A 23408-nucleotide genomic window follows, 5' to 3' on the forward strand; every position below is an offset into this window, starting at 1 on the left:
GCAGGAGGAGCACATGGCGCAGGTCGAGTCGACGACCCATCGCGAGATCGCTGCGGAGCCCGACGCGGTACGGAGCGCGCTCGCCGACTACAGCGGGACCCGGCCGAAGCTGCTGCCCGATCACTACAGCGAGTACGAGGTGCGCGAGGGCGGCAAGGGTGCGGGCACCGTCGTGCACTGGAAGATCCAGGTCACCAGCAAGCGGATCCGTGACTGCCTCATCGACGTCAGCGACTCGGCCGGAGGCGAACTGGTCGAGAGCGACCGCAACTCCACGATGGTCACGACCTGGAAGGTCGAACAGGGATCCTCGGAGAACGCCGCACGCGTCACGGTGAAGACCACCTGGAAGGGTGCGGGTGGCATCGGGGGCTTCTTCGAGAGGACCTTCGCACCCAAGGGGCTGGCCCGCATCTACGACGAGATCCTGGCCAAGCTCGCCGCGGAGACGGAGAAGTGAGGCAGAAGTAACGGAACGGCGGGTGTGCGGCCGCACACCCGCTCACCGGATCGAGTGGTTCTTGCGGGGGCGGGGGTGGCGTGCGGCGTGGCCGCCCCGCCGGCTTCCGCCCCCGAAAGCCCCAGTTGAGCGCCCGACAGGCGCCCCGGGCAACGGACTTGGGGGTTCCACGGCCCGCCGGAAGCCAGTGGTGTCTGACTTGCTCGCTCCTGTCACGTAATGCGAGAAATGCTCCCCGAGGATGAGCGGATGCGACCAGGGGAGTGCGATGAGCGGTACGGCTCTGGAGCACCCGGAGGCGCGGTCACCCGCGGTCGTCGAGGTGAGCCTGGAGATCCCCACACCGGGCCCCGCGGCCGCGGATGCCGGTCATGGAACCGATCACGGAGCCGGTCACGGAACCGAGCAGGGGCAGCCCCCCGAGTCGCCCCAGCAGGACAGTCCAGCAGGGCTCAGCAGGCGCCGCGTGCGGCTGGTCTTCGTCGGGCTGATGCTCGCCCTGCTGCTGGCGGCGCTCGAACAGACCATCGTCGCCACGGCGTTGCCCAGGATCGTCGGCGAACTGCACGGCCTGGACCGGATGTCCTGGGCCGTCACCTCCTACCTGCTCGCGGCGACGATCGGGCTGCCGGTCTACGGCAAGCTCGGGGACCTCTTCGGACGCAAGGGGATCTTCCTCTTCGCCATCGTCGTCTTCATCGCCGGCTCGGCCCTCGCCGGCTGGTCGCGCACGATGACGGAACTGATCGCCTACCGGGCGCTCCAGGGCGTCGGCGCCGGCGGGCTCATGATCGGAGTGCAGGCGATCATCGCGGACGTCGTTCCGCCCCGCGAACGCGGCCGCTACATGGGCCTGATCGGCGCCGCGTTCGGCCTCGCGTCCGTGGCGGGGCCGCTGCTCGGCGGCTGGCTCACCGACGAACTCTCCTGGCGCTGGTGCTTCTACATCAACGTCCCCTTCGGCCTGGTCACCCTGATCGTCACCGCCCTCGTGCTGAAGCTGCCGCGCCCGGAGGGACGCCCGAAGCTGGACGTGCTGGGGACGCTCCTTCTCGGGGCGTTCTCCACGTGCCTGGTGCTGCTGACGAGCTGGGGCGGCACCGAGTACGACTGGGACGACACCGTCATCCTCGGACTCGCCGCGGGCGGTGCCCTCAGCGCGGTGCTGTTCATCGCCGTCGAACGCCTCGCGAGCGAACCTGTCCTGCCGCTGCGCCTCTTCCGCGACTCCGTCTTCAACGTCACCGGCATCGTCGGAGTGGCCGTCGGCATCGCCCTGTTCGGTGCCGCGAGCTATCTGCCGGGCTTCCTCCAGATGGTCGACGGCGTCAGCGCGACCGAGTCGGGGCTGCTGATGCTGCCCATGATGGGCGGGGTCGTGCTCTCCTCCATGGTCTCGGGTCAGCTCATCTCCCGCACCGGCCGCTACAGGGTCTATCCGGTGCTGGGCTGCGCCCTCTCGGCCGTCGGCATGTGGCTGCTGTCGCGACTGGAGACCGGCACCTCGCGTGAGGCCTACAGCGTCTGGATGGCCGTCCTGGGCCTGGGCATCGGGCTCGTGCTGCCGGTCCTGGTCCTGGCCGTGCAGAACTCCGTGCCGGTCCGGGACCTCGGCGCGGCGACCAGCGCGAACAACTACTTCCGCCAGATCGGCGGCAGCGTCGGCGCAGCCGTCTTCGGCACGCTCTTCATCCAGCGCCTCACCGACGCGCTCGCCGTGCGGCTGCCGCACGACGCGCCGCACTGGCTGCCCGACCCTTCGTCGCTGACCCCGCAGGCGGTGCACAAGCTGCCCGGCCCACTGCGCGAGATCTACGTACAGGCCTACGCCGACGCCATGCCGCGCATCTTCTTGTACCTCGTCCCGGTGCTCGTGCTCGGGCTGATCTTCACCTTCTTCCTCAAGGAGAAACCGCTCGTGAACGAGAACGCCGCCGTCCCCGAGGCACGCGCCCCGGCACACGCCGCCGCGCCGACGGCCACGGTGAGCGCCCCGCACACCGCGGGCGTCCCCGTCTGCGGAAGCGTCCGCCATCACGACGGCAGCAGCGTGCCGCGCGCCGCCCTCACTCTCATCGACACGTCCGGGAAGCAGGTCGGGCGGAGCGCGACGGGGGAGGACGGGCGGTACGCGCTGAGCACGCCCGCCACCGGTTCCTATGTCCTGATCGCCGCGGCGAGCGGCCATCAGCCCCAGGCCGTCGGCGTCACCGTGGCCGAACGCGCCGTCGAGCTGGACATCGTGCTCGGCGGCGCCGGACGCCTGGCGGGCTGCGTGCTCACCCCGGACGGTCTGGCCGTGAGGGAGGCCTCGGTGACGCTCACCGACGTACGCGGGGAGGTCGTGGCCGCCACCCGCAGCAGCATCGAGGGGGGTTACGTCCTGGACCAGCTGGTGGCCGGCGAGTACACGCTCGCCGCCAGCGCCCCCGCATACCGTCCCGCGGCGCTGCCGGTGTCCGTGCAGGCCGCGTGCGAGACACGGCAGGACATCGAACTCGCGGGCGGAGCCATGCTCCGCGGCACCGTGCGGGCCGTCGGCGGAAGGCCCGTTGAGGACGCGCGCGTCACCTTGCTCGACGCGGCGGGCAATGTGGTGGACACGGCAACCACCCGCGAGGACGGCGTCTTCCGCTTCGTCGATCTGGCCGCCGGCGAGTACACCGTCATCGCCGCCGGCTATCCACCGGTGGCGACGGTGCTTCAGGTCGAGGGCGGCGGTCGCACGGAGCGCGATCTGCGGCTGGGGCACGAGAACTGACCCTCGGTCCGGTCGTGGCAGCTCCGCTCAGGGCGTTGACGCACGCGTGTCGCGCGAGGCGTCGGTGACCTTCACAGCCGGTTGAAACGCCTGGTCAGAGCGGGGAGCGGTGAGGCTTCACTGGTCAAGACCACAGGAGTTATCCACAAGGGTGTCACGGGGTTTGCGTACCGCGTAACGTTCCCGGCATGAAGATCCTCATCAGCGCCGACATGGAAGGCGCCACCGGCGTGACATGGCCCGGGGACGTCCTGCCGGGCACCCCCCAATGGGAGCGCTGCCGCCCGATGTTCACCTCGGACGTGAACGCCGCGGTGGTCGGCTTCTTCGAGGGCGGCGCCGATGAGGTCCTCATCAACGAGGCGCACTGGACGATGCGGAACCTGCTGCTGGAACAGCTCGACGACCGGGCAGAGATGATCACCGGGCGGCACAAGAGCCTCAGCATGGTCGAAGGCGTGCAGCACGGCGACGTGGACGGCATCGCCTTCGTCGGCTATCACACGGGAGCGGGCACCGAAGGCGTCCTGGCGCACACCTACTTGGCGAACTCCATCACCGGCGTCTGGGTCGACGGGTCCCGCGCCAGCGAAGGCCTCCTCAACGCCCTCGTCGTCGAGGAGTACGGGGTGCCGGTGATCCTCGTGACCGGTGACGACCGCACCATCGAGGACGCGAAGGGGTATGCCCCGGACGCCTACGGGGTCGCGGTCAAGGACTACGTCTCGCGCTACGCGGCGGTCTGCCGCACACCGCGGCGAACGGCCGCCGACATCAGGTCCGCCGCAAGCAGGGCCACCGCTCTCGCGGTGCGGGCCAGCCCGTCACGGCCTCAGGAACACACGGTGGAGCTGGAGTTCGACGCGGAGCATCTTGTGGGCGCGGCCACCGTCGTGCCGGGCGTCGAGCGCACCGGGGAGCGCCGAGTCGCCTACACCTCCCCGGGCATGTACGAGGGAATCCGCACGTTCAAGGCGGTCACGACGGTCGTCTCGGCCGCGGTGGAGGAGCAATATGGCTGAGCACATCGACCAGACGGCGCTCGACGAGGCAGTGACGTTCACCTCCGAGCTGATCCGCATCGACACCACCAACCGGGGCGGGGGCGAGGGCGAGGGCTCCGAGCGTGCTGCCGCGGAGTACGTCGCCGAGCGCCTCGCAGGTTCGGGCATCGAGCCGCAGTTGCTGGAGAAGGCCCCCGGGCGTACGAACGTGGTGGCGAGGATCCCCGGCTCCGAGCCGGAGGCCGACGCGCTCCTCGTGCACGGCCATCTCGACGTGGTGCCCGCCGAACCCGCCGACTGGAGCGTGCACCCCTTCTCCGGCGAGATCCGCGACGGTGTGGTCTGGGGCCGCGGTGCCATCGACATGAAGAACGCCGATGCGATGGTCCTGGCCGTCGTTCGGGCCTGGGCGCGTGCGGGCGTCCGGCCGCGCCGCGACATCGTGCTGGCCTTCACCGCGGACGAGGAGGACAGCGCCGAATACGGTTCGGACTACCTCGCCGACCAGCATTCCGGGCTGTTCGAAGGCTGCACCGAGGGCATCAGCGAATCGGGAGCCTTCACCTTCCACGCCGGCGACGGGCTGCGGATGTACCCGGTCGCCGCGGGGGAGCGGGGCACGGCCTGGCTCGAACTCACCGCCCGCGGCAAGGCCGGGCACGGCTCGAAGGTCAGCCGGGCGAACGCCGTGAGCAGGCTCGCCGGCGCCGTGGCCCGCATCGGCGAGCACGAATGGCCGCAGCGGCTGACTCCGACGGTGCGCGCCGCCCTGAAGGAACTGGCCGCGGTGCACGGTCTGCCCGAACCGGCAACGGACGCCCCGGACTTCGACGCCGACAAGCTTCTCGCCGAACTCGGCCCCGCCGCGGCCCTCGTGGAGCCCACGGTGCGCAACAGCACCAACCCGACGATGCTGAGCGCGGGTTACAAGGTCAACGTCATCCCCGGCAGCGCCACCGCTTTCGTCGACGGGCGGATGCTGCCCGGCGGCGAGGAGGAGTTCCACCGCACTCTCGACGAGCTCACCGGCCCCCACGTGGACTGGAAGTTCCACCACCGTGAGGTCCCCCTCGAGGCCCCGGTGGACTCACCGACGTATGCGGTGCTGCGAGAAGCACTGAATCACTTCGACCCGGACGCGCACGTGGTGCCGTTCTGCATGTCCGGCGGAACCGACGCCAAGCAGTTCTCCCGGCTGGGCATCGCCGGCTACGGCTTCACACCGCTGAAGCTGCCCCAAGGATTCGACTACCAGGCGCTCTTCCACGGCGTGGACGAGCGCGTGCCCGTCGACGCCCTGCACTTCGGAACCCGCGTCCTCGACCGCGCCCTGCTCGCTCTCTGACCCTCACCCGACGGAGGCTCATCCCATATGGCGAAGATCACGGCACCGTACGGCAGTTGGCCGTCCCCCATCGACGCCGCCCTCGTCGCGTCGCACGACGGGCGGCCGGATTACCTGGGCGCTGTCGGCGAAGAGGTGTGGTGGACGGAGCCCCGTCCCGCCGAGGGCGGACGCCGCGCCCTGATGCGGCTGTCCGCGGACGGCGGTGAGGCCCGGTCGGTGCTGCCCGCTCCATGGAACGTGCGCAACCGCGTCATCGAGTACGGCGGGGTGCCGTGGGCGGGCATCGACCGCCACCCGGACGGCCCGCTGATCGTCTTCACCCACTTCGCGGACCAGCGGCTCTACGCCTACGAGCCCGACATGCCCGACCGGGCACCACGCCCCCTCACACCCGTTGCGGAAGTCATCCCCGGCGGGCTGCGCTGGTGCGACCCGGTGCTTGTGCCGGACGGCCCGGCCGGGCCCGAAGTGTGGTGTGTGCTGGAGGAGTTCACAGGCGAGGGGCCCACCGATCTGCGACGGGTGATCGCGGCCGTGCCGCTGGACGGCTCCGCGGCCGACGACCGCGGCCGCGTGCGTGAACTGACCGACGACGCAAGCAGGTTCGTGACCGGGCCGCGGCTCTCGCCGGACGGCAGCCGCGCCGCCTGGCTCGCCTGGGACCACCCCGCCATGCCCTGGGACGGCACGCAGGTGAAGACGGCCCGTGTCACCGCCGACGGCCGGTTCGAGGACGTACGGGCCGTGGCGGGAGGCCCGGAGGAGTCGGTGGCGCAAGTCGAATGGGCTCCCGACGGCGCCCTGTTGATGGCCTCCGACGAGTCCGGCTGGTGGAATTTGCAGCGCCTCGACCTCGACGCGTCCGCCACCGACCCCGGCGGAAGAAGGGATCTGTGCCCCCGCGAGGAGGAGTTCGCCGCCGGGCTGTGGCGCATCGGGCAGAAGTGGTTCGAGCCTCTGGAGGGCGGCCTGATCGCGGCGCTGCACGGGCGGGGCGCCCTGCGGCTCGGTGTGCTCGACCCGGACAGCGGTGAACTCGCCGACGCGACCGGCCCCTGGACCGAATGGGCAGCCGTGGCATCAGCCGGCACCCGTGTCTTCGGCGTCGCCGCGGGACCGCAGAGTTCGTACGAGGTCGTCGAACTCGACACGCGCACCGGCCACAGCAGGGTCGTCGCCGCACACCACAAGGATCCCGTGGACCCGGCTCACTACCCCCAGCCGCACGAGCGCACCTTCACCGGCCCCGACGGACGCGACATCCACGCCCAGGTCTACCCACCGCGCCACCCCGGATACGAGGCACCCGACGGGGAGCTGGCGCCGTACGTCGTGTGGGCGCACGGAGGCCCGACGAGCCGGGTGCCGCTCGTGCTCGACCTGGAGATCGCCTACTTCACCTCACGCGGCATAGGCGTCGTGGAGGTCAACTACGGCGGATCGACGGGCTACGGGCGTGCCTACCGCAACCGGCTGCGCGAGCAGTGGGGCATCGTCGACGTCGAGGACTGCGCCGCGGTGGCACGCCAGTTGGCGGCGGAAGGCGAAGCCGATCCGGCGCGGCTCGCCGTGCGCGGCGGCAGCGCCGGCGGCTGGACCAGCGCCGCCTCCCTCACCTCTCCGGCGGCCGAAGGCCTCTACGCGTGCGGGACGATCAGCTATCCGATCCTCGATCTCGCGGGCTGGGCCACCGACGAGACCCACGACTTCGAATCGCAGTACCTGGAGTCCCTCGTCGGTGACCGGGAGCGCTTCCCGGAGCGCTACCACGACCGTTCCCCCCTCCATCACGCCGACCGCGTAGGCGTGCCCTTCCTGCTGCTGCAGGGGCTCGACGACGTGATCTGCCCGCCCGTCCAGTGCGAACGCTTCGTGGCAGAGGTCGACGGCAGCGACGTCCCATACGCCTACATCACCTTCGAGGGCGAGGGCCACGGCTTCCGCCGGGCCGAGACGATCATCCGAGCCGTCGAGTCCGAACTCTCCTTGTACGCACAGGCCTTCGGCATCGACCGCGACGACGTACCGGTACTGGAGCTGAACCGATGAGCAGCAGCACGACCACAGCGCTGACCAGGCCGACCAGGCTGCGTCCGGGCGACCGCGTCGCGATCGTCGCCCCCAGCGGCCCGGTGCCCGAGGAACGGCTGAAGGCGGGCGTCGCCGTTCTGCGCGAGTGGGGCCTGGAGCCTGACGTGGGCCGGCACGTCCTCGACCCCCACCCCGCCCTCGGCCATCTGGCGAGCATGGACGAACATCGGGCCCGCGACCTCCAGGAAGCGTGGTGCGACCCGTCGTACGCAGCCGTCATCTCCGCGCGGGGCGGCTACGGCACTCAGCGCGTCCTCGACCTGCTCGACTGGGACAGGCTGCGCGCGGCCGGCCCGAAACTCTTCGTCGGCTACAGCGACCTCACCGTCCTGCACGAGGCCGTCTCACAGCGCCTCGGCCTCGCCACCCTGCACGGGCCGATGCCGACGACTGCCGCGTTCCTCGAGGACGAGGCGACGCGTGAGCACTTGCGGCGGTCGCTCTTCGAACCCGAATCCGTCCTGACCATCGGGCCCACGGCCGACAGCGGGACGCTCGTTCCTGGTCGCGCCCACGGCATCACCCTCGGCGGGAACCTCTCCCTCCTCGCCTCCGAGCGAGGCACGTCGCACGCCCGCCCCTCGGCAGCGGGAGCCATCCTGCTGCTGGAGGACATAGACCAGCCGCCGTACAGCATCGACAGGTTGCTGACACAGCTGCTGCGCTCGGGCTGGTTCGACGGCGTCGCCGGCATCGCGCTGGGTTCCTGGACGGCGTGCGGCGACCCGGAGGAGGTCGGCGCGGTGCTCCGTGACCGGCTCGAACCGCTCGGCGTTCCCGTCGTCGGGGAACTCGGCTTCGGCCACGGCCCGTCGACGCCCACACTTCCGCTCGGTGTCCCTGCCGTGCTGGACGCCGACGCCCGCACTCTCACCTACGACGAACCGGGACTGCTGTGACCGCCATCGAACCCTCGATCCCACCGCTGCCGTCGGGCGAGCCCGATCCGTCCGTCGCCGATCCGCACGTGCTGCTGCGCGGCTATCTCGACTTCTACCGGGACACCCTTCTGCGGAAGCTCGACGGGCTGTCGGAGGCCGAGCTGCGGAGGAGTCATGTGCCCTCGGGCTGGTCGCCGCTGGAGCTGGTGCGGCACCTGACGTACGTCGAACGCCGTTGGCTGTCATGGGGGTTCGAGGCCGAGCGGGTCCCGGACCCTTGGGGCGACAGGGGCGGCGACGACAGATGGCGCGTCCCGGACGGTGTCCCGACGGCCGACGTCGTCGACGCTTTCCGCGCGCAGTGCGACCGTTCCCGCGAGATCGTCCGCGAGGCCCGTCTGGACGCTCACGCACGGCTCGGCGGACGCTTCCCCACCGAGGACGAGGCGCCCTCGCTGGCCTGGATCCTCTTCCACCTGCTGCAGGAGTACGCGCGGCACGTGGGCCAGCTCGACGTGGCGAGGGAACTGGCGGACGGAGCGACCGGGGAGTGAGCCGGGGCCTACGGCGCCCGCTGCAGCCCATTCATGAACTCGTGCGCTGTCCGAGGAACTCAACTATGTGGCGGGCCAGTTCCTCACCCGCATCCTCTTGGAGGAAGTGCCCGGCATCACGAATGACCGGGTGATCGTGTCCCTGTGCGCCTCGCATCTCGCGCTGGAAGATCGGGGCCATGCCTTTGGTGATGGGGTCGCCGTCGCTGAAAGCCACCGACATCGGAGTCGGGCTGTCGCGCAAGGCAGCCCAGGCGGCCCGGTTGGCTGCAGTGGCGGGGTCATCCGGCGACGTGGGCACCAGTCCGGGCATCGCTCGGGGACCGGCGCAGTAGGAATCGTCGGGGAACGGCGCATCGTAGGCGGCGCGTACCGCGTCGCTCATCGGGCGCTGACATCCGGACTGCACAAACCGGCCGATGTCGAGAGTGGGCTGGCCCTGGATGGCTTCGCGGAACTTCCACCAGATGTCGGGCATCGGGATGTCGCCGGTGGGCAGGCCGGTGTTGGACACCACCAGACTCGCGAAGCGCTCCGGGTGCTCGGCGGCCATGCGCAACCCGATCAGGCCGCCCCAGTCCTGTCCGACCAGCGTCACGCCGGTGAGGTCGAGGTGATCGAACACCAGGGCGCGTACCCATTCGACGTGGCGAGCGTAGGTGTGGTCGAACACGCCGGTCGGCTTGTCGGAGCGGCCGAAACCCACCAGGTCCGGGCAGATGACGCGGTGGCCGGCCGCGGCCAGCGTCGGCATCATCCGGCGGTACAGAAACGACCACGACGGCTCACCGTGCAACAGCAGTACGGGATCCGCGTCGGCGGGTCCGTCCTCCACCCACGCCATCCGCAGTTCGCCGCCTTCGTCGTCGGACACGTGGGCGTACCGGGGCTCATAGGGGAAATCGGGGAGATCGGCGAATCGCTCAGCGGGAGTGCGCAGGATCTGCATGGCCGTCGACCCTAACGGCGAGTTGACTGACCGGTCAACTCCCGCCTACGTTGGCCGCTATGGAGACACGTGACCGGATCGTCCGTTCTGCGGCCGGGCTGTTCATCACCCGTAGTTACCAGTCCGTGGGAATCAGCGATCTGTGTGCGACGGCCGACGTGCGGAAGGGCAGCTTCTATCACTTCTTCGCCTCGAAGGCCGACCTGGCCAAGGCCGTCGTCGATCTGCACGCGGCGGAGTTGGAACGAAACCTCGGCGAGGTCGATGAGGACGACCCGGCGGCCCGGCTGCTGGCAGTCGCCGATGCGGTGACGTCGGTACAGAGCGCTTTTGAAAAGCAGTTCGGCCGGATAGTGGGTTGCCCGTTCGGCAACCTCGCAGCCGAACTGTCCACCACCGATGAAGCACTCCGCGCACATGTCGCGGCGGTGCTGACGCGCTGGGAGGCGCAATTGGCCGACGCCTGCCGGCACGCCGCCGCGCGCGGCGTCCTGCGGGAAGGCGTCGAGCCGGACCTGCTTGCGCATCTGACCCTCGCCCAGATCCAGGGCTTGATCCTGCTGGCGAAGGTGTCCGGGGCCCCTGCTTCCCAGATCACGACGGGGCTGCGTGCGTTCCTCGACCTCAACCTCCGGGAGCCGGCCGAGAGCCGGGTCCCGAACTGATCCCGGGCCACCAGGCAGGCAGTCGACGGGGGAGTGAAGTGGGCCGCGACCGGGGCCCGTTCAAAGCTCGGCAAGCTCCGCCAGGACCCGTACCTGCTCCGACATCCGCGCGGAGTCCGACAGATCGCCGTGGCCGTCGAGGTGGTACAGCAGGAAGTCGACGAGGCGTGCCACTGCCCAGGCGCGTAGGCGCGCGACGTCCGTACCGGTCGCGTCCGCCACGAGCGCGGTGCGCCGGGCGAGCACCCGCCGCGGATCGGGATGGCCGAAGGGATCGTCGGTCTGCTGGATCAGCGGCCACGGGTCGAACGCCGGGTCCCCGTACATCGGCTTGGTGTCGATCGCCAGCCACGGCTCGCGCTCAGCGGTCAGAAGGTTGCCGGGGTTGAAGTCACCGTGAACGACGGTTTTCCGTCCGCCGCCGCAAGGGAGTTCGCGCAGCAGCCCCGCCCCGAGCAGGAAGAGACCGGTATCGACCCCGGCGGGCCAGTCGTACCGCTCGACGCGTTCCTCTGCGCGATCGGCCCAGTCGGACGCCACCGCCGACAGCGGCTCCACGGACGGCACTTGGTTGCCGCCGCCACCGACCCTGCCCGTGCCCGTGTCAGCGCCCGTATCTGTGCCCTCGGCGCCCGTCTCCGGGCCCGCCTCCCACAGCCGCCGCAGCACCCGGGCGCCCAGCAGCAGCCGCTCCTCCGCCGGCAGATCCGTCGCCGCGCGCAGCTCGGTGCCGGGTTCGCAGCGCTCCAGCAGCAGGGCGTAGCGCTCCGGGTCCTGCTCGTACACGAGTACCGACCCACGGCCCGCCCACAGCCTCAGCACCTCGCCCTCGGGCCGTGCCTCCGCATGCGGCCACGTCACCTTCAGCACGGCGGCGGTGCCGTCCGCCCGCTGCGCCGGAGCCACCCAGGAGCAGCTGCCGCCGTGGTACGGGGCGGCGAGCCGCAGCTCCCAGCAGTCGCGGAACTCCTCGACAAGGGCGGGCAGTTGCTCCAGCCACCGGCGTCCGCTCGCGGTTCGCCGCATGTCGTTCATCACCGGCAGCGAGGGCGGGAAGAGCGAGGCGTCCGTCACGGTACGTTCGTACCATGACCGCCGGCCCCGCCACTTCCCCAGCTCCCGCGGCCCCGGAGACGGTGATCCTGCGCGTGTCCGAGAACGTCGCCCACGCCACCCGCGAACTGCAATGGCTCTCCCAGGAGGAGCGGGCACGGGCCGCGGCGTTCAGACGTCAGGAGGACCGGGACCGCTACCACGTCGCGCACACCGCGCTGCGCCGCGAACTCGCCCGCCGTACTAACACCGCCCCGTCCGAGCTCCCCCTCGTACGCGCCGACTGCCCCGTGTGCGGCGGCCCGCACGGCAGGCCGGGCCTCGCGGGCGACCCCTTGCACTTCTCGCTCTCGCACGCCGGAGATCTGGTGCTCCTCGCGTTCGCCGACGTACCCGTGGGCGTCGACGTCGAGTCACTGCCGGGCCCGGGCGTCGTCGAGGAGGTCTCCAGGACCCTCCACCCCCGGGAGCGCGACGAGCTCGGCGCCCTGCCGCCACAGCAACGGCCGGCGGCGTTCGCCCGTTGCTGGACGCGCAAGGAGGCCTACGTGAAGGGGACCGGAAGCGGACTCGGGGAGGAACCGTCGGTCACGTACGTCGGCACCTCACAGCGGCCCACCTGGCCGCAGGGCTGGAGCATCGGCGACATCGACGTGGCCACCGGCTACGCCGCCGCGTGGGCGCTCCGGCGCAGCTGACCGGCCACAGCGCGGTCCTCCGGGGCCCGGCGGCCCCGGTCGGGGCCCAGCCGTGGGAGGGGAGTGCCCTCGGCAAACCGGCGGCCTGTTCAAGGCGACGTCCAGCGTGTTCCATGGTCATCAGGGGGTCCCGGCGAGGCGGCGGCGCCCACGGAGGATCGAGGTAGCCGTGCCGACGACGCTGCGCCGCACCACTGTGACCCTGCCCGTCGCTGGGGGCACCTCTCCGGCCTCCCCCTGGGCCTTCGGCCCCGGTGGTGCCCCCAGGTCCAGAAGGACGATCGGCCCCGAGAATCCGCTGCCCGCGCTCGCGCCCCTCGACGAGATGCACACCATCGACGAGCACGAACGGGCCGCGCTGCCAGCCGACATGGCGCGTCAGGTCGGCTACGCACCGCTGCGGTCCGTGCTGCCCGTCCGCATCCTCGACGGCTACACACGCGAGCGCACACCCGCCTCCCTGGACGCTCTGGTCCTGGAGAACGACCGGCTCCGCGCGACCGTGCTCCCGGGACTCGGCGGCCGAATCCACTCCCTGCACCACAAGCCCACCGGACGCGAGCTGCTCTACACCAACCCCGTTCTGCAGCCCGCGGACTTCGCCCTGAACGGCGCGTGGTTCTCGGGAGGCATCGAGTGGAACATCGGCGCGACCGGTCACACCACGCTCTCCGTCGCGCCCATGCACGCCGCCCGCGTGCCCGCCCCCGACGGCTGGGGGCCCCACCCGGCGGCAGCTGGGGGAGACATGCTGCGGCTGTGGGAGTGGGAGCGCCTGCGCGACACACCGTTCCAAGTGGACCTGTGGCTCCCGGAGGGATCCGACTTCCTCTACGTCGGCGCCCGCATCCGCAATCCGCACGACCACACCGTGCCCGTCTACTGGTGGTCCAACATCGCGGTGCCGGAGGACGAGCGCGCCCGCGTCCTCGTCCCGGCGGACGAGACCTGGTACTTCGCCTACGAGCGCCGCCTGCGCCGCATCCCCGTGCCGGAGTGGGACGGTGTGGACCGGTCGTACGCGCTGCGGAGCGAGTTCCCGGCCGACTACTTCTACGAGATCCCCCGCGAGGAGCGGAAGTGGATCGCCTCCCTCGACGAGCAGGGCACGGGCCTCGTCCAGACCTCGACGGACCTGCTGCGGGGCCGGAAGCTGTTCGTGTGGGGACACGGGCCCGGAGGGCGGCGCTGGCAGCAGTGGCTCACCGAGCCCGGCACCGGCGGCTACGCCGAGATCCAGGCGGGCCTCGCACGCACCCAGCTCGAACACATTCCGCTGGAGGCGGGGCGGGAGTTCGCATGGCTGGAGGCGTACGGGCCGCTTGCCGCCGACCCGGCCACCGTGCACGGCGACGACTGGGCCGCCGCACGCAGACACACGGCCGCCCGCCTGGAGGAGATCCTGCCCCGTGCCGACGTGGACGCGGCGTTCGCGGCCTGGCGCCCGCACGCCGACACCGAGCCGGAAACCGGAGCGGACGGCACGTTCCTCGCCACCGGCTCCGGCTGGGGAGCGCTCGAAGTGGCCCGCGGCGGCCACAAGTTGCCCGGCACGCCCTTCCCCCGCGAGACGATGGGCGAGCAGCAGCGGCCCTGGATCGAACTGCTGACGAAGGGGCGGTTCCTCGACGATGCGGCCGGTGCTCAGACCGCTCTCACCGCCTCCGATCCCGGCCCTTCGCTCGTCTCCGACGCCTGGCGCGACCAGCTGGAGTGCGCGCCCTCGGGGCCGGTGACCGACTACCACCTGGGTGTCGCCCAGTGGCACGCGGGCGACCGCGCGCAGGCCGTGCGCAGCTGGGAGCGCTCTGCCGCGGCGGCGCCCACGCCCTGGTCTCTGCGCTGCCTCGGCCACGCCGACGCCTACGACACCGCCGGCGGTCTGCACCCCGAGCGTGCCGCCGACCGGTATCTGGCCGCGCTGGACCTGGCGACGGCCGCCCCCGCGCCGACCCTCGCCGCGTTCGTGCGCGAGGCGGTGCCCGTTCTGCTCGCGGCGGGCCGCACATCCGCCGCCGCCGACGCCCTGGAACTGCTGCCGCCGGAGTACCGGCTCCGCGGCCGCTTCCAGCTCCTGCACGCCCAGGTACTGCTGGCGGACGGCGAGAAGAAGGCGGCGCGGGCGGTCTTCGACGAGGGATTCGAAGTCGACGACCTGCGCGAGGGTGACGAGGTTCTCAGCGAGACGTGGGCGGCCGTCAGTGCGGAGCCGCTGCCCGCTCGGTACGACTTCCGGATGCGCCCGGCCTGACGAGCCGGACCCGGAACGGGCATCACCGCCCCCGAAACAGACACCCCGGTGCGCCGCGCGGGCCCCACCACCCCAGGGCACAGGGACCGCAAACCGACGGTGAAACGGGCAGATACGGTCACGATCCCGCCGGTACTTGGCCTGGTCCCCGTGTTCGAGGGGCTGTACAACTCTCTACACGAGCCCGAACGGGCAGATCCGTGACCGTACGGAGAGGGAAGGGGGCGTCCTTCATGAGCGCGGAGGAACGTCAGCGGGAGATCGTCGGGGCTGCCCGGCGAGGTGGATCCGTCGACGTCGCCGAGCTCGCCGCCGAGTTGGGTGTCGCGAAGGAGACGGTCCGCCGGGATCTGCGCGTACTGGAGTCCCACGGACTGCTGCGCCGTACGCACGGAGGCGCATACCCGGTCGAGAGCGCGGGTTTCGAGACGACGCTCGCCTTCCGCACCACCATGCACGTACCGGAGAAGCGCCGCATCGCCGCCGCCGCGGTCGAACACCTCGGTGACGCGGAGACGGTCTTCATCGACGAGGGCTTCACGCCGCAGCTCATCGCCGAGGCTCTGCCACGTGACCGTCCGCTGACCGTCGTGACCGCCTCCCTCGCCGCGGCGGGCGCGCTCGCGACGGCCGAGGAGATCACGGTGTTGCTCCTAGGAGGACGGGTGCGGGGCGGCACCCTCGCCACCGTCGACCACTGGACGACGAAGATGCTCTCCGGTTTCGTCATCGATCTGGCCTTCATCGGAGCCAACGGCATCTCCCGCGAACACGGCCTCACCACGCCGGATCCGGCCGTGAGCGAAGTCAAGGCGCAGGCTCTGCGCGCCTCACGGCGCCGCATCTTCGCCGGCATGCACACGAAGTTCGGCGCGGTCAGCTTCTGCCGCTTCGCGGAGGTCGGCGACTTCCAGACGATCATCACCTCGACAGGGCTGCCTGCCTCCGAGGCCCACCGGTACTCGCTCCGCGGACCTCAAGTGACCAGGGCCTGAAGGCCCGTTCACGGCCGGCCTCCCCGCTCGTCCGCCGGCCCGTCCCGTGCATCCACCGCCCGTTTCGCCCCCTTATGACCAGGAGACCGCACATGCGCATCCGCAGCCGCCACAGGACACGCGCAGTGATAGGCGTCGCCACGGCAAACGTGCTGCTGGCCGCCTGCGCCGGCGCCGGAAGTCTCGCCACCGGCGGCGACACCATCAACGTCCTGATGGTCAACAACCCGCAGATGGTCGAGTTGCAGAAGCTCACCGCCAAGCACTTCACCAAGAAGACCGGCATCAAGGTCAACTTCACGACGCTGCCGGAGAACGACGTCCGGGACAAGATCGGGCAGGACTTCGCCAACCAGGCCGGCCAGTACGACGTCGCCACGATCAGCAATTACGAGGCGCCGATCTACGCCAAGAACGAGTGGCTCAAGCCCCTGGACGGTTATCTGAAGAAGGACCCGGGCTTCGACCAGAAGGACATTCTTCCCCCGATCCGCGAATCCCTGAAGGGCGAGGACGGCAAGACCTACGCCGAGCCGTTCTACGGCGAATCCTCCTTCTTGATGTACCGCAAGGACGTCTTCAAGAAGAAGGGCCTGGAGATGCCCGAGAAGCCGACCTGGCCGCAGGTCGCCGAGCTCGCCGCCAAGGCCGACGGCGCGGAGAAGGGCATGAGCGGCATCTGCCTGCGCGGACTTCCCGGCTGGGGCGAGGTGATCGCTCCCCTGACGACGGTCGTCAACACCTTCGGTGGCACCTGGTTCGACAAGGACTACAAGGCGAAGCTGACCGACCCGGCCTTCGTGAAGGCCACGAAGTTCTACGTGGACCTGGTGCGCAAGCACGGCGAGTCCGGCGCCACTCAGTCCGGGTTCGCCGAGTGCCTCAACAACATGACGCAGGGCAAGTCCGCCATGTGGTACGACGCCACCTCCGGCGCCGGTTCCCTCGAAGCGGCCAAGTCCCCCGTGAAGGGCAAGATCGGTTACGCGCCGGCGCCGACCGTGAAGACCAAGTCCTCGGGCTGGCTCTACAGCTGGGCGTGGGGCCTGCAGAAGTCCTCCCGCAACCAGGACAAGGCATGGAAGTTCATTTCCTGGGCCTCCAGCAAGGAGTACGAGCGGCTGGTCGGCAAGGAGTTCGGCTGGGCCAACGTCCCCGCGGGCAAGCGCACTTCCACCTACGGCATACCCGAGTACAAGAAGACCGCCGGCGCCTTCGGCGAGACCACGCGCAAGGCCATCACCGAAGCCGACCCGCGTGACCCGGGTGTGCAGCAACGGCCCACCATCGGCATCCAGTTCGTGGACATTCCCGAGTTCTCGGACCTGGGCACCAAGGTATCCCAGGAGATCAGCGCGGCCATCGCCGGACGCCAGTCCGTCGAGACGGCCCTGAAGAAGTCGCAGCAGCTGGCCGCAGAGATCTCCGAGGAGTACGAGGGGCGAGGGCAGTGACAGACACGACGACCACCACCACGACCACACCGCCCGGTGGGACCGGGCACCGCACCGCACGGCCCACGGTTCCGGCGAAACCGCCGGCCGGGCTGCGCGCCTGGGTTACCCGCGCGCCGCTGATGCCCGCGCTGATCTTCCTGATCATCGTCACGCAGCTGCCGATGGTGGCCACGCTGGTGATCTCCGTCTTCGACTGGAACGCGCTCTACCCGGAGGCCCGTTCCTTCGCCGGACTGGCCAACTACGGTGAGGTGCTGGGCGATCCGGAGCTGCGCAAGTCGGTGTTCACCACGATCCTCCTCACGGTCACCGTCGTGCTCGTCAGCCTCGTGCTGGGGATGCTCCTGGCCCTGCTGCTCGACCGCCGATTCAGGGGCCGCGCGGCCGTCCGCACGATGCTGATCGCACCGTTCCTGCTGGTGCCCGTGGCCGCGGCACTGCTGTGGAAGCACGTGCTCTACAACCCCGAGTACGGGCTCTTCAACGGCCTCCTGCACGCCGTCTTCGGCGACGGCGCGGCCCAGCCGGACTGGGTCGCCGAGATGCCGCTGGGCGCCGTCGAGGCGTCGCTGGTGTGGCAGTGGACGCCCTTCATGATGCTGATCCTGCTCGCCGGGCTGCAGAGCCGGCCGACGGAGGCCGTCGAGGCCGCCCGCATCGACGGTGCGGGCGCATGGCAGGTCTTCCGCTACATCACGCTGCCGCATCTGCGCCGCTATCTCGAACTGGGCGCGCTGCTCGGCACGGTCTACATCGTGCAGAACTTCGACGCCGTCTTCACCATCACTTCGGGCGGCCTCGGCACCGCGAACCTGCCGTACTCGATCTACCAGACCTTCTACCAGGGCCACGAGTACGGCACCGCGTCCGCCGCCGGAGTGCTCGTCGTGATCGGCTCCATCATCATCGCCACCCTCGCGCTGCGGGTGGTCTCGTCCCTCTTCCGCGAGGAGGCCACATCATGAGCGCCGCGCCCGCCACTTCCATACCGCCCGCCGTGGACACCGCGCCGAGGAAGGTGCGCAGGAGGAACGCCGCACTGGGCCTGATCGCATGGCTCGTCGGCATCCTCTTCGTACTGCCCGTGCTGTGGATGGCCCTGACCTCGCTGCACTCCGAGGCCGACGCCGCCACGAACCCTCCGTCGCTGGCCGCGCCCCTCACCCTCGACGGCTACCGCGAGTTCTTCGGAGCCGGGGGAGGACCGAGCCCCTGGTTCTCGCTCGCCAACTCCGTGACGGCGTCCGTGGTTTCGACGGTGTTCGTACTGCTGCTGGCGCTGCCCGCGGCGTACGCGCTGTCCATCCGGCCCGTGAAGAAGTGGACCGACGTCCTGTTCTTCTTCCTGTCCACGAAGATGCTTCCGGTCGTTGCGGGGCTGCTGCCGATCTACCTCTTCGCCAAGTCCACCGGGACGCTGGACAACATCTGGCTGCTCGTCATCCTCTATACCTCCATGAACCTGCCGATCGCGGTGTGGATGATGCAGTCCTTCCTGTCCGAGATCCCCACCGCGCTCATCGAGGCCGCCCAGATCGACGGGGCCCGTCTGCCGGTGATCCTCACCCGCGTCGTCGCACCGATCGCCATGCCCGGCATCGCCGCGACCTCTCTCATCTGCTTCATCTTCAGCTGGAACGAGATGCTCTTCGCCCGGGTCCTGACGGGCGTGATCGCACAGACCGCGCCCGTCTTCCTGACCGGATTCATCACCAGCCAGGGCCTGTTCCTGGCGAAGGTGTGCGCCGCGTCCCTCGTGATCTCCCTGCCGGTACTCGCGGCGGGGTTCGCCGCCCAGGACAAGCTGGTCCAGGGCCTGTCTCTAGGAGCCGTGAAATGAAGGCAGCTCTCGTCGAGTCCGTGGGCAAGGTCGGACTCACCACCGTCCCCGATCCGACGCCCGGCCCGCGTCAGGTCGTCGTACAGGTGGCGGCGTGCGGGCTGTGCGGCACCGATCTGCACATCCGGCAGGGCGAGTTCGCCCCGTCGCTGCCGCTCGTGCCCGGCCACGAGTTCGCCGGCGAGGTCGTCGGCCTGGGCAGCGAGGTGAGCGAACTGTCCGTCGGCGACCGCGTGGCCGTCGACCCCTCCCTGTACTGCTACGAGTGCCGCTACTGCCGCACCGGGCACAACAACCTGTGCGAACGATGGGCCGCGATCGGCGTCACCACGGCGGGCGGCGCCGCCGAATACGCCGTGGCGCCCGTCGCCAACTGCGTGAAGCTGCCCGAGCACGTACGCACACAGGACGCGGCTCTCATCGAGCCGCTGTCCTGCGCCGTGCGGGGCTACGACGTGCTGAAGAGTCAACTCGGCTCACACGTACTGATCTACGGCTCGGGCACCATGGGCCTGATGATGCTGGAGCTGGCCAAGCGGACCGGCGCCGCCGCCGTCGACGTGCTCGATCTGAACGAGGAACGGCTCGCCACAGCACGCCGGTTGGGCTGCTCGTCCGCGGCGGCCACGGCCGACGAACTCGACCGCCCGCAGGGATGGGACCTCGTCGTCGACGCCACGGGGAACGCCGCCGCCATCCAGGACGGCCTCGGCCGCGTCGCGAAGGCCGGAACTTTCCTTCAGTTCGGCGTCTCCGACTACGCGACGACCGCCACCATCGAGCCGTACAAGATCTACAACCAGGAGATCACCATCACCGGCTCGATGGCCGTTCTGCACAGTTACGAGCGTGCGGCCGAACTCTTCGCGGGCGGCGTGCTGGACCCGGAGATCTTCATCTCCGACCGCCTGCCCCTCGACGAGTACCCCGACGCGCTCGACCGCTTCGCGGCGGGCAAGGGGCGGAAGATCGTCGTCGTGCCCTGACGGGCGCCCTACGGCCGTGACCCCCGGGGTGTTCACCGCCCCGGGGCCGCGAACCGTTCCCGGTCGTGCAACTGCTCCGACGGGGTGAACTGCGGTTCGTCCGGGGCGGGTTGGCGCGCGGGGCGCCCGCCCTCGGACGGGATCCCGCATGTGCCGCGGACTACCGCGGGCCCGGTGCCTGGCCGCCCGCCCTCCTGGCGGGCTGCCGTCATCCACCCTCCGCTTGGCGGTCGACGTACTCGAACACGCTGCCGTCAGGATGGCGGGCGATCACACTGCGCCCGACCGGGGTCTCCTTGGGACCGGCCACGATCTGGGCGCCGACCGCCTCCAGGTCCGCGACGGCTTCGCCGACGTCCTTCACGGCGAGCGTCGCCGCGATCTTCCGGAGGATCTCCAGATGCTCCGACGGGCCGCTCATCAAGACGAAGGGCCCCACGGCCGCGACCGAGACCGGTCCTTGTGTGAAACGCACCGCCTCGGTGCTCGCCAGCCGCTCGTACGCCGGAACTGCAGCGTCCAGATCATCGACGCAGACGCGCAGTGAAGTCCCCAGAATGTCCATGTCCCGCACCCTAGTTGGGCGACTCGACGCACGTCAGGCCCGGCACAGGATCTCCCCGTGCGGCACCGCGAACCAGCCGTCCTCCCGCGCACCCCACTCGAGCCACGCGTCCGCCGCCTCCCTCAACTGCTCACGCGTGGCATGACCGCCCTCCACGGCGGACGTCGCGAAGGACGAGCTCAGCGTGCGCTCCGCCCACGACTCGCTCCACCACGCGCGCTCTTCACCGGTGGCGAAGCACCACGTGGCCGCCGACGCGGTGACGTCCCGCAGGCCCGCCTCACGCGACCAGGCACGCAGCCGGCGTCCGGCGTCGGGCTCGCCGCCGTTGGCGCGAGCCACCCGCCGGTACAGGTCCTGCCAGGCGGCCAGCCCCTCCACCAGCGGATACCAGAACATCGCACCGTAGTCGGCGTCCCGTGCCGCGACGATGCCGCCCGGAGCGCACACACGGTTCATCTCCCGCAGCGCCCGCACCGGATCGCCGACGTGCTGAAGCACCTGATGCGCGTGCACCATGTCGAAGGCGCCGTCGGGGTGCTTCAGGGCGTGCACGTCGCCCACCTCGAACGTCACGTTGTCCAGCCCACGGCCCGTCGCCGCCTCACGGGCGCGCTCCAGCACGCCGGGTGCCGAATCGAGTGCCGTGACGTGCCCCTCCGGCACCAGAGCCGCAAGGTCCGCTGTGATGGTGCCGGGCCCGCACCCGATGTCCAGCACCCGCATGTCCGGCTTCAGTTCGGCCAGCAGGTAGCCCGCCGAATTGACCGCCGTACGCCACGTGTGTGAGCGCAGCACCGCCTCGTGGTGACCGTGTGTGTAGACGGCCGTTTTTTCGTCCCCGGCCGCCCGTGTCCCGTGATTCGCCGCCATGATGCGCAGGCTATTGCGCCCCGGGCGGTGGAGGACACCGGCGACCGCCATGCGGACCGGAGGCCGCGCTCACAGGCTCAGCGGCCGGTAGACACGCAGCGCCTCGTGCTCCTTGTCGAGCAGCAACCGCCCCGGAGCCCTTGCCACTTCACCGTCGTAGCTGAGGTGCGTGCCGGACGGGATGTCGGTGATCATCATCCGGCGCAGCCGCGTCGTGCTGTGGAGCGGAGAGCGGTCGACCGCGCTGGTGAGGGCCGCTATGAACAGCCGGGTACGGGCCCAGCGGCCGGCCTTGACGATGCGGACGTCGAGTATCCCGTCGGCCAGGTCATGCCGCCGCACGGGCGCCATGCCCACCCGGTAGGTGCAGTTACCGGCGAAGAGCAGCCACAGTGCCCGCTCCTTGCCTCCCAGCCCGGCCTCGACGGGCCCGCTCGTACGCAGGACGCGCAGCGCGGCGAGCACACCGGCCGGCCACGGGCCGATGCGGTGCGCCCACCGCTCGCGGATGCGCACCAGTTCCGGATACGCGCCGAGGCTGAAGGTGTTGAGGAAGTAGCCCGGCTCCTGCGGTGCCGGTGACGTCAGCGCGGCATCGGCTTCCGCGTCGCTCATGCCCCCCGCTTCCGCCGCCCGCACGATCTCCTCGGCCCCCGACACCGGCTGAGGCGTGAAGCGTCCAAGGTCCACGGCCACGGCGTCGCCCGACTGCACGGCCCGGCAGGTGTCCGCGAACTCCTCGATGCCGAGGTCGAAGGCGAAGTGGTTGTGAGTGCCGCCCGGCAGGACGGCCAGCGGGACTCCCGCACGCATCGCGCAGACGGCGGCGGTGTTCACGGTGCCGTCCCCGCCGCAGACGCCGAGCGCGCCGCCCAGCTCCGCGGCCCGCTCGGCGGCTTCCTCCAGCGCTTCACCGAGGTCGCCGGACTTCGGGTCGCAGGTGATGATCTCGGCCTTGGGCAGCATGTTCCGCACGACGCCCAGCGCCGCGGGTTCGATGGCCTCCGCGACCTCCTCCTGTTCGGCAGCCGCGGCCTCCTCGTTCCGGTTCACCTCCAGCAGGTTCGTCGTGGGGAGGAAGTCGGAGTCCTCCAGCCGGGAACCGGACGTGGCGTTGGCGACCAGCACCAGCCCAGAACCCTCCGGCATCGCCGGGGCATCGGCCAACGGGCGTCCGGGGGAGGGGAGTTGCGAGCGGGTGGGGGCGATGCCGCGTACGGCGAAGGCCGAACCGACGCCGAGGGCCGCGCCCACCAGAACGTCGCTGGGGTAGTGGACGCCCGTGTAGACACGGGAGAAGGCCACGGCAGCCGCAATGGGCGCGACCGTGGCCCCCCAGCGGGGAGACTCCAGGGCCACTCCTGTCACGAAGGCGGCGGCGGAGGCGGCATGGCCCGACGGGAAGGACGTGGTCACCGGCTGACGGTGCAACTGCCGGATCAGCGGCACCCCGTCGAGCAGTGGACGCTCCCGCCGCACCGCGTGCTTGCCCAGGGTGTTGACCGTCGTCGACGCCAGGGCCAGAGAGGCCAGGCCCCGCGCGGCGGCCCTGCGGGCGCGCGGAGTGTTGGACAGCGCCATCGCACCGGCGACCGCGAACCACAGCCGCCCGTTGTTGGCGCTCCGGCTCAGGCGGGGCAGCACCCGCTCCGGACCGGGCCAGTCGCGGTCGGCAACGAGTTCGAAGAGGCGGCGGTCGGTTTCCGACCAGGCCCGTGACGCGGGCCAGCTCCGCCAGGCGGACGTACCCTCCGTCGCCGCGGCCGTCCTGTTCCAGCGGGCGAAGGGTGACTTGAGAGTCCCGGTCCCCGGCTTCGCCGCGCCGACCCGGTTCTGAAGGTGCCGCCGTTGGAAGCCGCGCAGACTCTCGCCCACACGGTCGGTGAATGTTGCCATGAATCTGCGCCTTCTCTGACCTTGTTGTCCGTAAACCTTCGCGTTACGCGACCGCGCTGTGCCCCTCTCATGAAGCGGGCT

General features: G+C 70.6%; 20 protein-coding genes. 15 read left to right on the forward strand and 5 right to left on the reverse strand.

Going from position 1 to position 23408, the window contains the following annotated elements; all coding sequences use genetic code 11:
- The first annotated feature begins 13 nt into the window (after nt 1-13).
- From I004_RS0119850 to I004_RS0119880, 7 genes are all read left to right on the forward strand, one after another.
- Nucleotides 14-460: an SRPBCC family protein gene (locus tag I004_RS0119850; protein ID WP_028436941.1), complete on the forward strand. Its 447-nt coding sequence runs from the start codon at nt 14-16 to the stop codon at nt 458-460.
- Between the two features lie 268 nt (nt 461-728).
- Nucleotides 729-3221, forward strand: coding sequence for an MFS transporter (locus I004_RS34935; RefSeq protein WP_037976936.1), 2493 nt, complete (start codon nt 729-731; stop codon nt 3219-3221).
- Between the two features lie 188 nt (nt 3222-3409).
- Nucleotides 3410-4243, forward strand: coding sequence for a M55 family metallopeptidase (locus tag I004_RS0119860; RefSeq protein ID WP_028436942.1), 834 nt, complete (start codon nt 3410-3412; stop codon nt 4241-4243).
- Nucleotides 4236-5570: a M20/M25/M40 family metallo-hydrolase gene (locus tag I004_RS0119865; RefSeq protein ID WP_028436943.1), complete on the forward strand. Its 1335-nt coding sequence runs from the start codon at nt 4236-4238 to the stop codon at nt 5568-5570. The genes I004_RS0119860 and I004_RS0119865 overlap by 8 nt, the downstream gene beginning before the upstream one ends.
- A 27-nt stretch (nt 5571-5597) precedes the next feature.
- Nucleotides 5598-7622: a prolyl oligopeptidase family serine peptidase gene (locus I004_RS0119870; RefSeq protein ID WP_028436944.1), complete on the forward strand. Its 2025-nt coding sequence runs from the start codon at nt 5598-5600 to the stop codon at nt 7620-7622.
- Nucleotides 7619-8563, forward strand: a complete 945-nt coding sequence (locus I004_RS0119875) for an LD-carboxypeptidase (RefSeq protein WP_028436945.1) — start codon at nt 7619-7621, stop codon at nt 8561-8563. The genes I004_RS0119870 and I004_RS0119875 overlap by 4 nt, the downstream gene beginning before the upstream one ends.
- The gene (locus tag I004_RS0119880) at nt 8560-9099 is read left to right on the forward strand and encodes a DinB family protein (RefSeq protein WP_486580138.1); all 540 of its coding nucleotides are present in this window, start codon (nt 8560-8562) and stop codon (nt 9097-9099) included. Before I004_RS0119875 ends, I004_RS0119880 begins: the two co-directional genes overlap by 4 nt.
- Before the next feature lie 31 nt (nt 9100-9130).
- Here I004_RS0119880 and I004_RS0119885 read toward each other — a convergent pair whose 3' ends face one another.
- Complete coding sequence (locus I004_RS0119885) at nt 9131-10048, reverse strand: haloalkane dehalogenase (RefSeq protein ID WP_028436947.1); 918 nt, start codon at nt 10046-10048, stop codon at nt 9131-9133.
- Nucleotides 10049-10107: 59 nt separating this feature from the next.
- Here I004_RS0119885 and I004_RS34940 point away from each other — a divergent pair, with 59 nt between their 5' ends.
- On the forward strand, nt 10108-10713 hold the full coding sequence (locus I004_RS34940; protein ID WP_037976937.1) for a TetR/AcrR family transcriptional regulator: 606 nt from the start codon (nt 10108-10110) through the stop codon (nt 10711-10713).
- A gap of 60 nt (nt 10714-10773) precedes the next feature.
- On the opposite strand, the gene I004_RS0119895 is transcribed toward I004_RS34940, so the two are convergent.
- On the reverse strand, nt 10774-11787 hold the full coding sequence (locus I004_RS0119895) for an aminoglycoside phosphotransferase family protein (protein WP_028436948.1): 1014 nt from the start codon (nt 11785-11787) through the stop codon (nt 10774-10776).
- Nucleotides 11788-11801: 14 nt separating this feature from the next.
- On the opposite strand from I004_RS0119895, the gene I004_RS0119900 reads away from it, so the two are divergent.
- The 7 genes from I004_RS0119900 (at nt 11802) to I004_RS0119930 (ending at nt 19993) form a co-directional block, all read left to right on the forward strand.
- Nucleotides 11802-12464, forward strand: a complete 663-nt coding sequence (locus I004_RS0119900; protein WP_051345219.1) for a 4'-phosphopantetheinyl transferase superfamily protein — start codon at nt 11802-11804, stop codon at nt 12462-12464.
- 169 nt (nt 12465-12633) lie between these two features.
- A complete protein-coding gene (locus I004_RS34945) occupies nt 12634-14715 on the forward strand; it encodes a DUF5107 domain-containing protein (RefSeq protein ID WP_486580139.1) in 2082 nt (693 codons plus the stop codon).
- A 233-nt stretch (nt 14716-14948) separates the two neighbouring features.
- Nucleotides 14949-15710 (forward strand): DeoR/GlpR family DNA-binding transcription regulator, encoded by a 762-nt coding sequence (locus tag I004_RS0119910; protein ID WP_028436950.1) that lies wholly within the window; start codon nt 14949-14951, stop codon nt 15708-15710.
- 92 nt (nt 15711-15802) lie between these two features.
- Nucleotides 15803-17164 carry an ABC transporter substrate-binding protein gene (locus I004_RS0119915; protein ID WP_028436951.1) on the forward strand — a complete coding sequence of 454 codons (1362 nt, stop codon included), beginning with the start codon at nt 15803-15805 and terminating at the stop codon, nt 17162-17164.
- Complete coding sequence (locus I004_RS0119920; RefSeq protein ID WP_028436952.1) at nt 17161-18132, forward strand: carbohydrate ABC transporter permease; 972 nt, start codon at nt 17161-17163, stop codon at nt 18130-18132. Before I004_RS0119915 ends, I004_RS0119920 begins: the two co-directional genes overlap by 4 nt.
- Nucleotides 18129-19007 (forward strand): carbohydrate ABC transporter permease, encoded by an 879-nt coding sequence (locus I004_RS0119925; protein ID WP_028436953.1) that lies wholly within the window; start codon nt 18129-18131, stop codon nt 19005-19007. The genes I004_RS0119920 and I004_RS0119925 overlap by 4 nt, the downstream gene beginning before the upstream one ends.
- Nucleotides 19004-19993, forward strand: a complete 990-nt coding sequence (locus I004_RS0119930; RefSeq protein ID WP_028436954.1) for a zinc-dependent alcohol dehydrogenase family protein — start codon at nt 19004-19006, stop codon at nt 19991-19993. The genes I004_RS0119925 and I004_RS0119930 overlap by 4 nt, the downstream gene beginning before the upstream one ends.
- Nucleotides 19994-20201: 208 nt before the next feature.
- On the opposite strand, the gene I004_RS0119935 is transcribed toward I004_RS0119930, so the two are convergent.
- From I004_RS0119935 to I004_RS34955, 3 genes are all read right to left on the reverse strand, one after another.
- Nucleotides 20202-20558, reverse strand: a complete 357-nt coding sequence (locus tag I004_RS0119935; RefSeq protein ID WP_028436955.1) for a glyoxalase/bleomycin resistance/dioxygenase family protein — start codon at nt 20556-20558, stop codon at nt 20202-20204.
- Between the two features lie 33 nt (nt 20559-20591).
- Complete coding sequence (locus tag I004_RS34950) at nt 20592-21431, reverse strand: class I SAM-dependent methyltransferase (RefSeq protein ID WP_037977053.1); 840 nt, start codon at nt 21429-21431, stop codon at nt 20592-20594.
- 69 nt (nt 21432-21500) lie between these two features.
- Nucleotides 21501-23327: a bifunctional phosphatase PAP2/diacylglycerol kinase family protein gene (locus I004_RS34955; RefSeq protein ID WP_078511476.1), complete on the reverse strand. Its 1827-nt coding sequence runs from the start codon at nt 23325-23327 to the stop codon at nt 21501-21503.
- Nucleotides 23328-23408 lie beyond the last annotated feature (81 nt).

The organism is Streptomyces sp. TAA486 (genome assembly GCF_000426165.1).

What these genes read in the sequence shown, in the direction of transcription:
- I004_RS0119850 (WP_028436941.1), top strand. Translation starts at nt 14, where the DNA reads ATGGCGCAGGTCGAGTCGACGACCCATCGCGAGATCGCTGCGGAGCCC.
- I004_RS34935 (WP_037976936.1), top strand. Translation starts at nt 729, where the DNA reads ATGAGCGGTACGGCTCTGGAGCACCCGGAGGCGCGGTCACCCGCGGTC.
- I004_RS0119860 (WP_028436942.1), top strand. Translation starts at nt 3,410, where the DNA reads ATGAAGATCCTCATCAGCGCCGACATGGAAGGCGCCACCGGCGTGACA.
- I004_RS0119865 (WP_028436943.1), top strand. Translation starts at nt 4,236, where the DNA reads ATGGCTGAGCACATCGACCAGACGGCGCTCGACGAGGCAGTGACGTTC.
- I004_RS0119870 (WP_028436944.1), top strand. Translation starts at nt 5,598, where the DNA reads ATGGCGAAGATCACGGCACCGTACGGCAGTTGGCCGTCCCCCATCGAC.
- I004_RS0119875 (WP_028436945.1), top strand. Translation starts at nt 7,619, where the DNA reads ATGAGCAGCAGCACGACCACAGCGCTGACCAGGCCGACCAGGCTGCGT.
- I004_RS0119885 (WP_028436947.1), bottom strand. Translation starts at nt 10,048, where the DNA reads ATGCAGATCCTGCGCACTCCCGCTGAGCGATTCGCCGATCTCCCCGAT.
- I004_RS34940 (WP_037976937.1), top strand. Translation starts at nt 10,108, where the DNA reads ATGGAGACACGTGACCGGATCGTCCGTTCTGCGGCCGGGCTGTTCATC.
- I004_RS0119900 (WP_051345219.1), top strand. Translation starts at nt 11,802, where the DNA reads ATGACCGCCGGCCCCGCCACTTCCCCAGCTCCCGCGGCCCCGGAGACG.
- I004_RS0119910 (WP_028436950.1), top strand. Translation starts at nt 14,949, where the DNA reads ATGAGCGCGGAGGAACGTCAGCGGGAGATCGTCGGGGCTGCCCGGCGA.
- I004_RS0119915 (WP_028436951.1), top strand. Translation starts at nt 15,803, where the DNA reads ATGCGCATCCGCAGCCGCCACAGGACACGCGCAGTGATAGGCGTCGCC.
- I004_RS0119925 (WP_028436953.1), top strand. Translation starts at nt 18,129, where the DNA reads ATGAGCGCCGCGCCCGCCACTTCCATACCGCCCGCCGTGGACACCGCG.
- I004_RS0119930 (WP_028436954.1), top strand. Translation starts at nt 19,004, where the DNA reads ATGAAGGCAGCTCTCGTCGAGTCCGTGGGCAAGGTCGGACTCACCACC.
- I004_RS0119935 (WP_028436955.1), bottom strand. Translation starts at nt 20,558, where the DNA reads ATGGACATTCTGGGGACTTCACTGCGCGTCTGCGTCGATGATCTGGAC.
- I004_RS34950 (WP_037977053.1), bottom strand. Translation starts at nt 21,431, where the DNA reads ATGGCGGCGAATCACGGGACACGGGCGGCCGGGGACGAAAAAACGGCC.
- I004_RS34955 (WP_078511476.1), bottom strand. Translation starts at nt 23,327, where the DNA reads ATGGCAACATTCACCGACCGTGTGGGCGAGAGTCTGCGCGGCTTCCAA.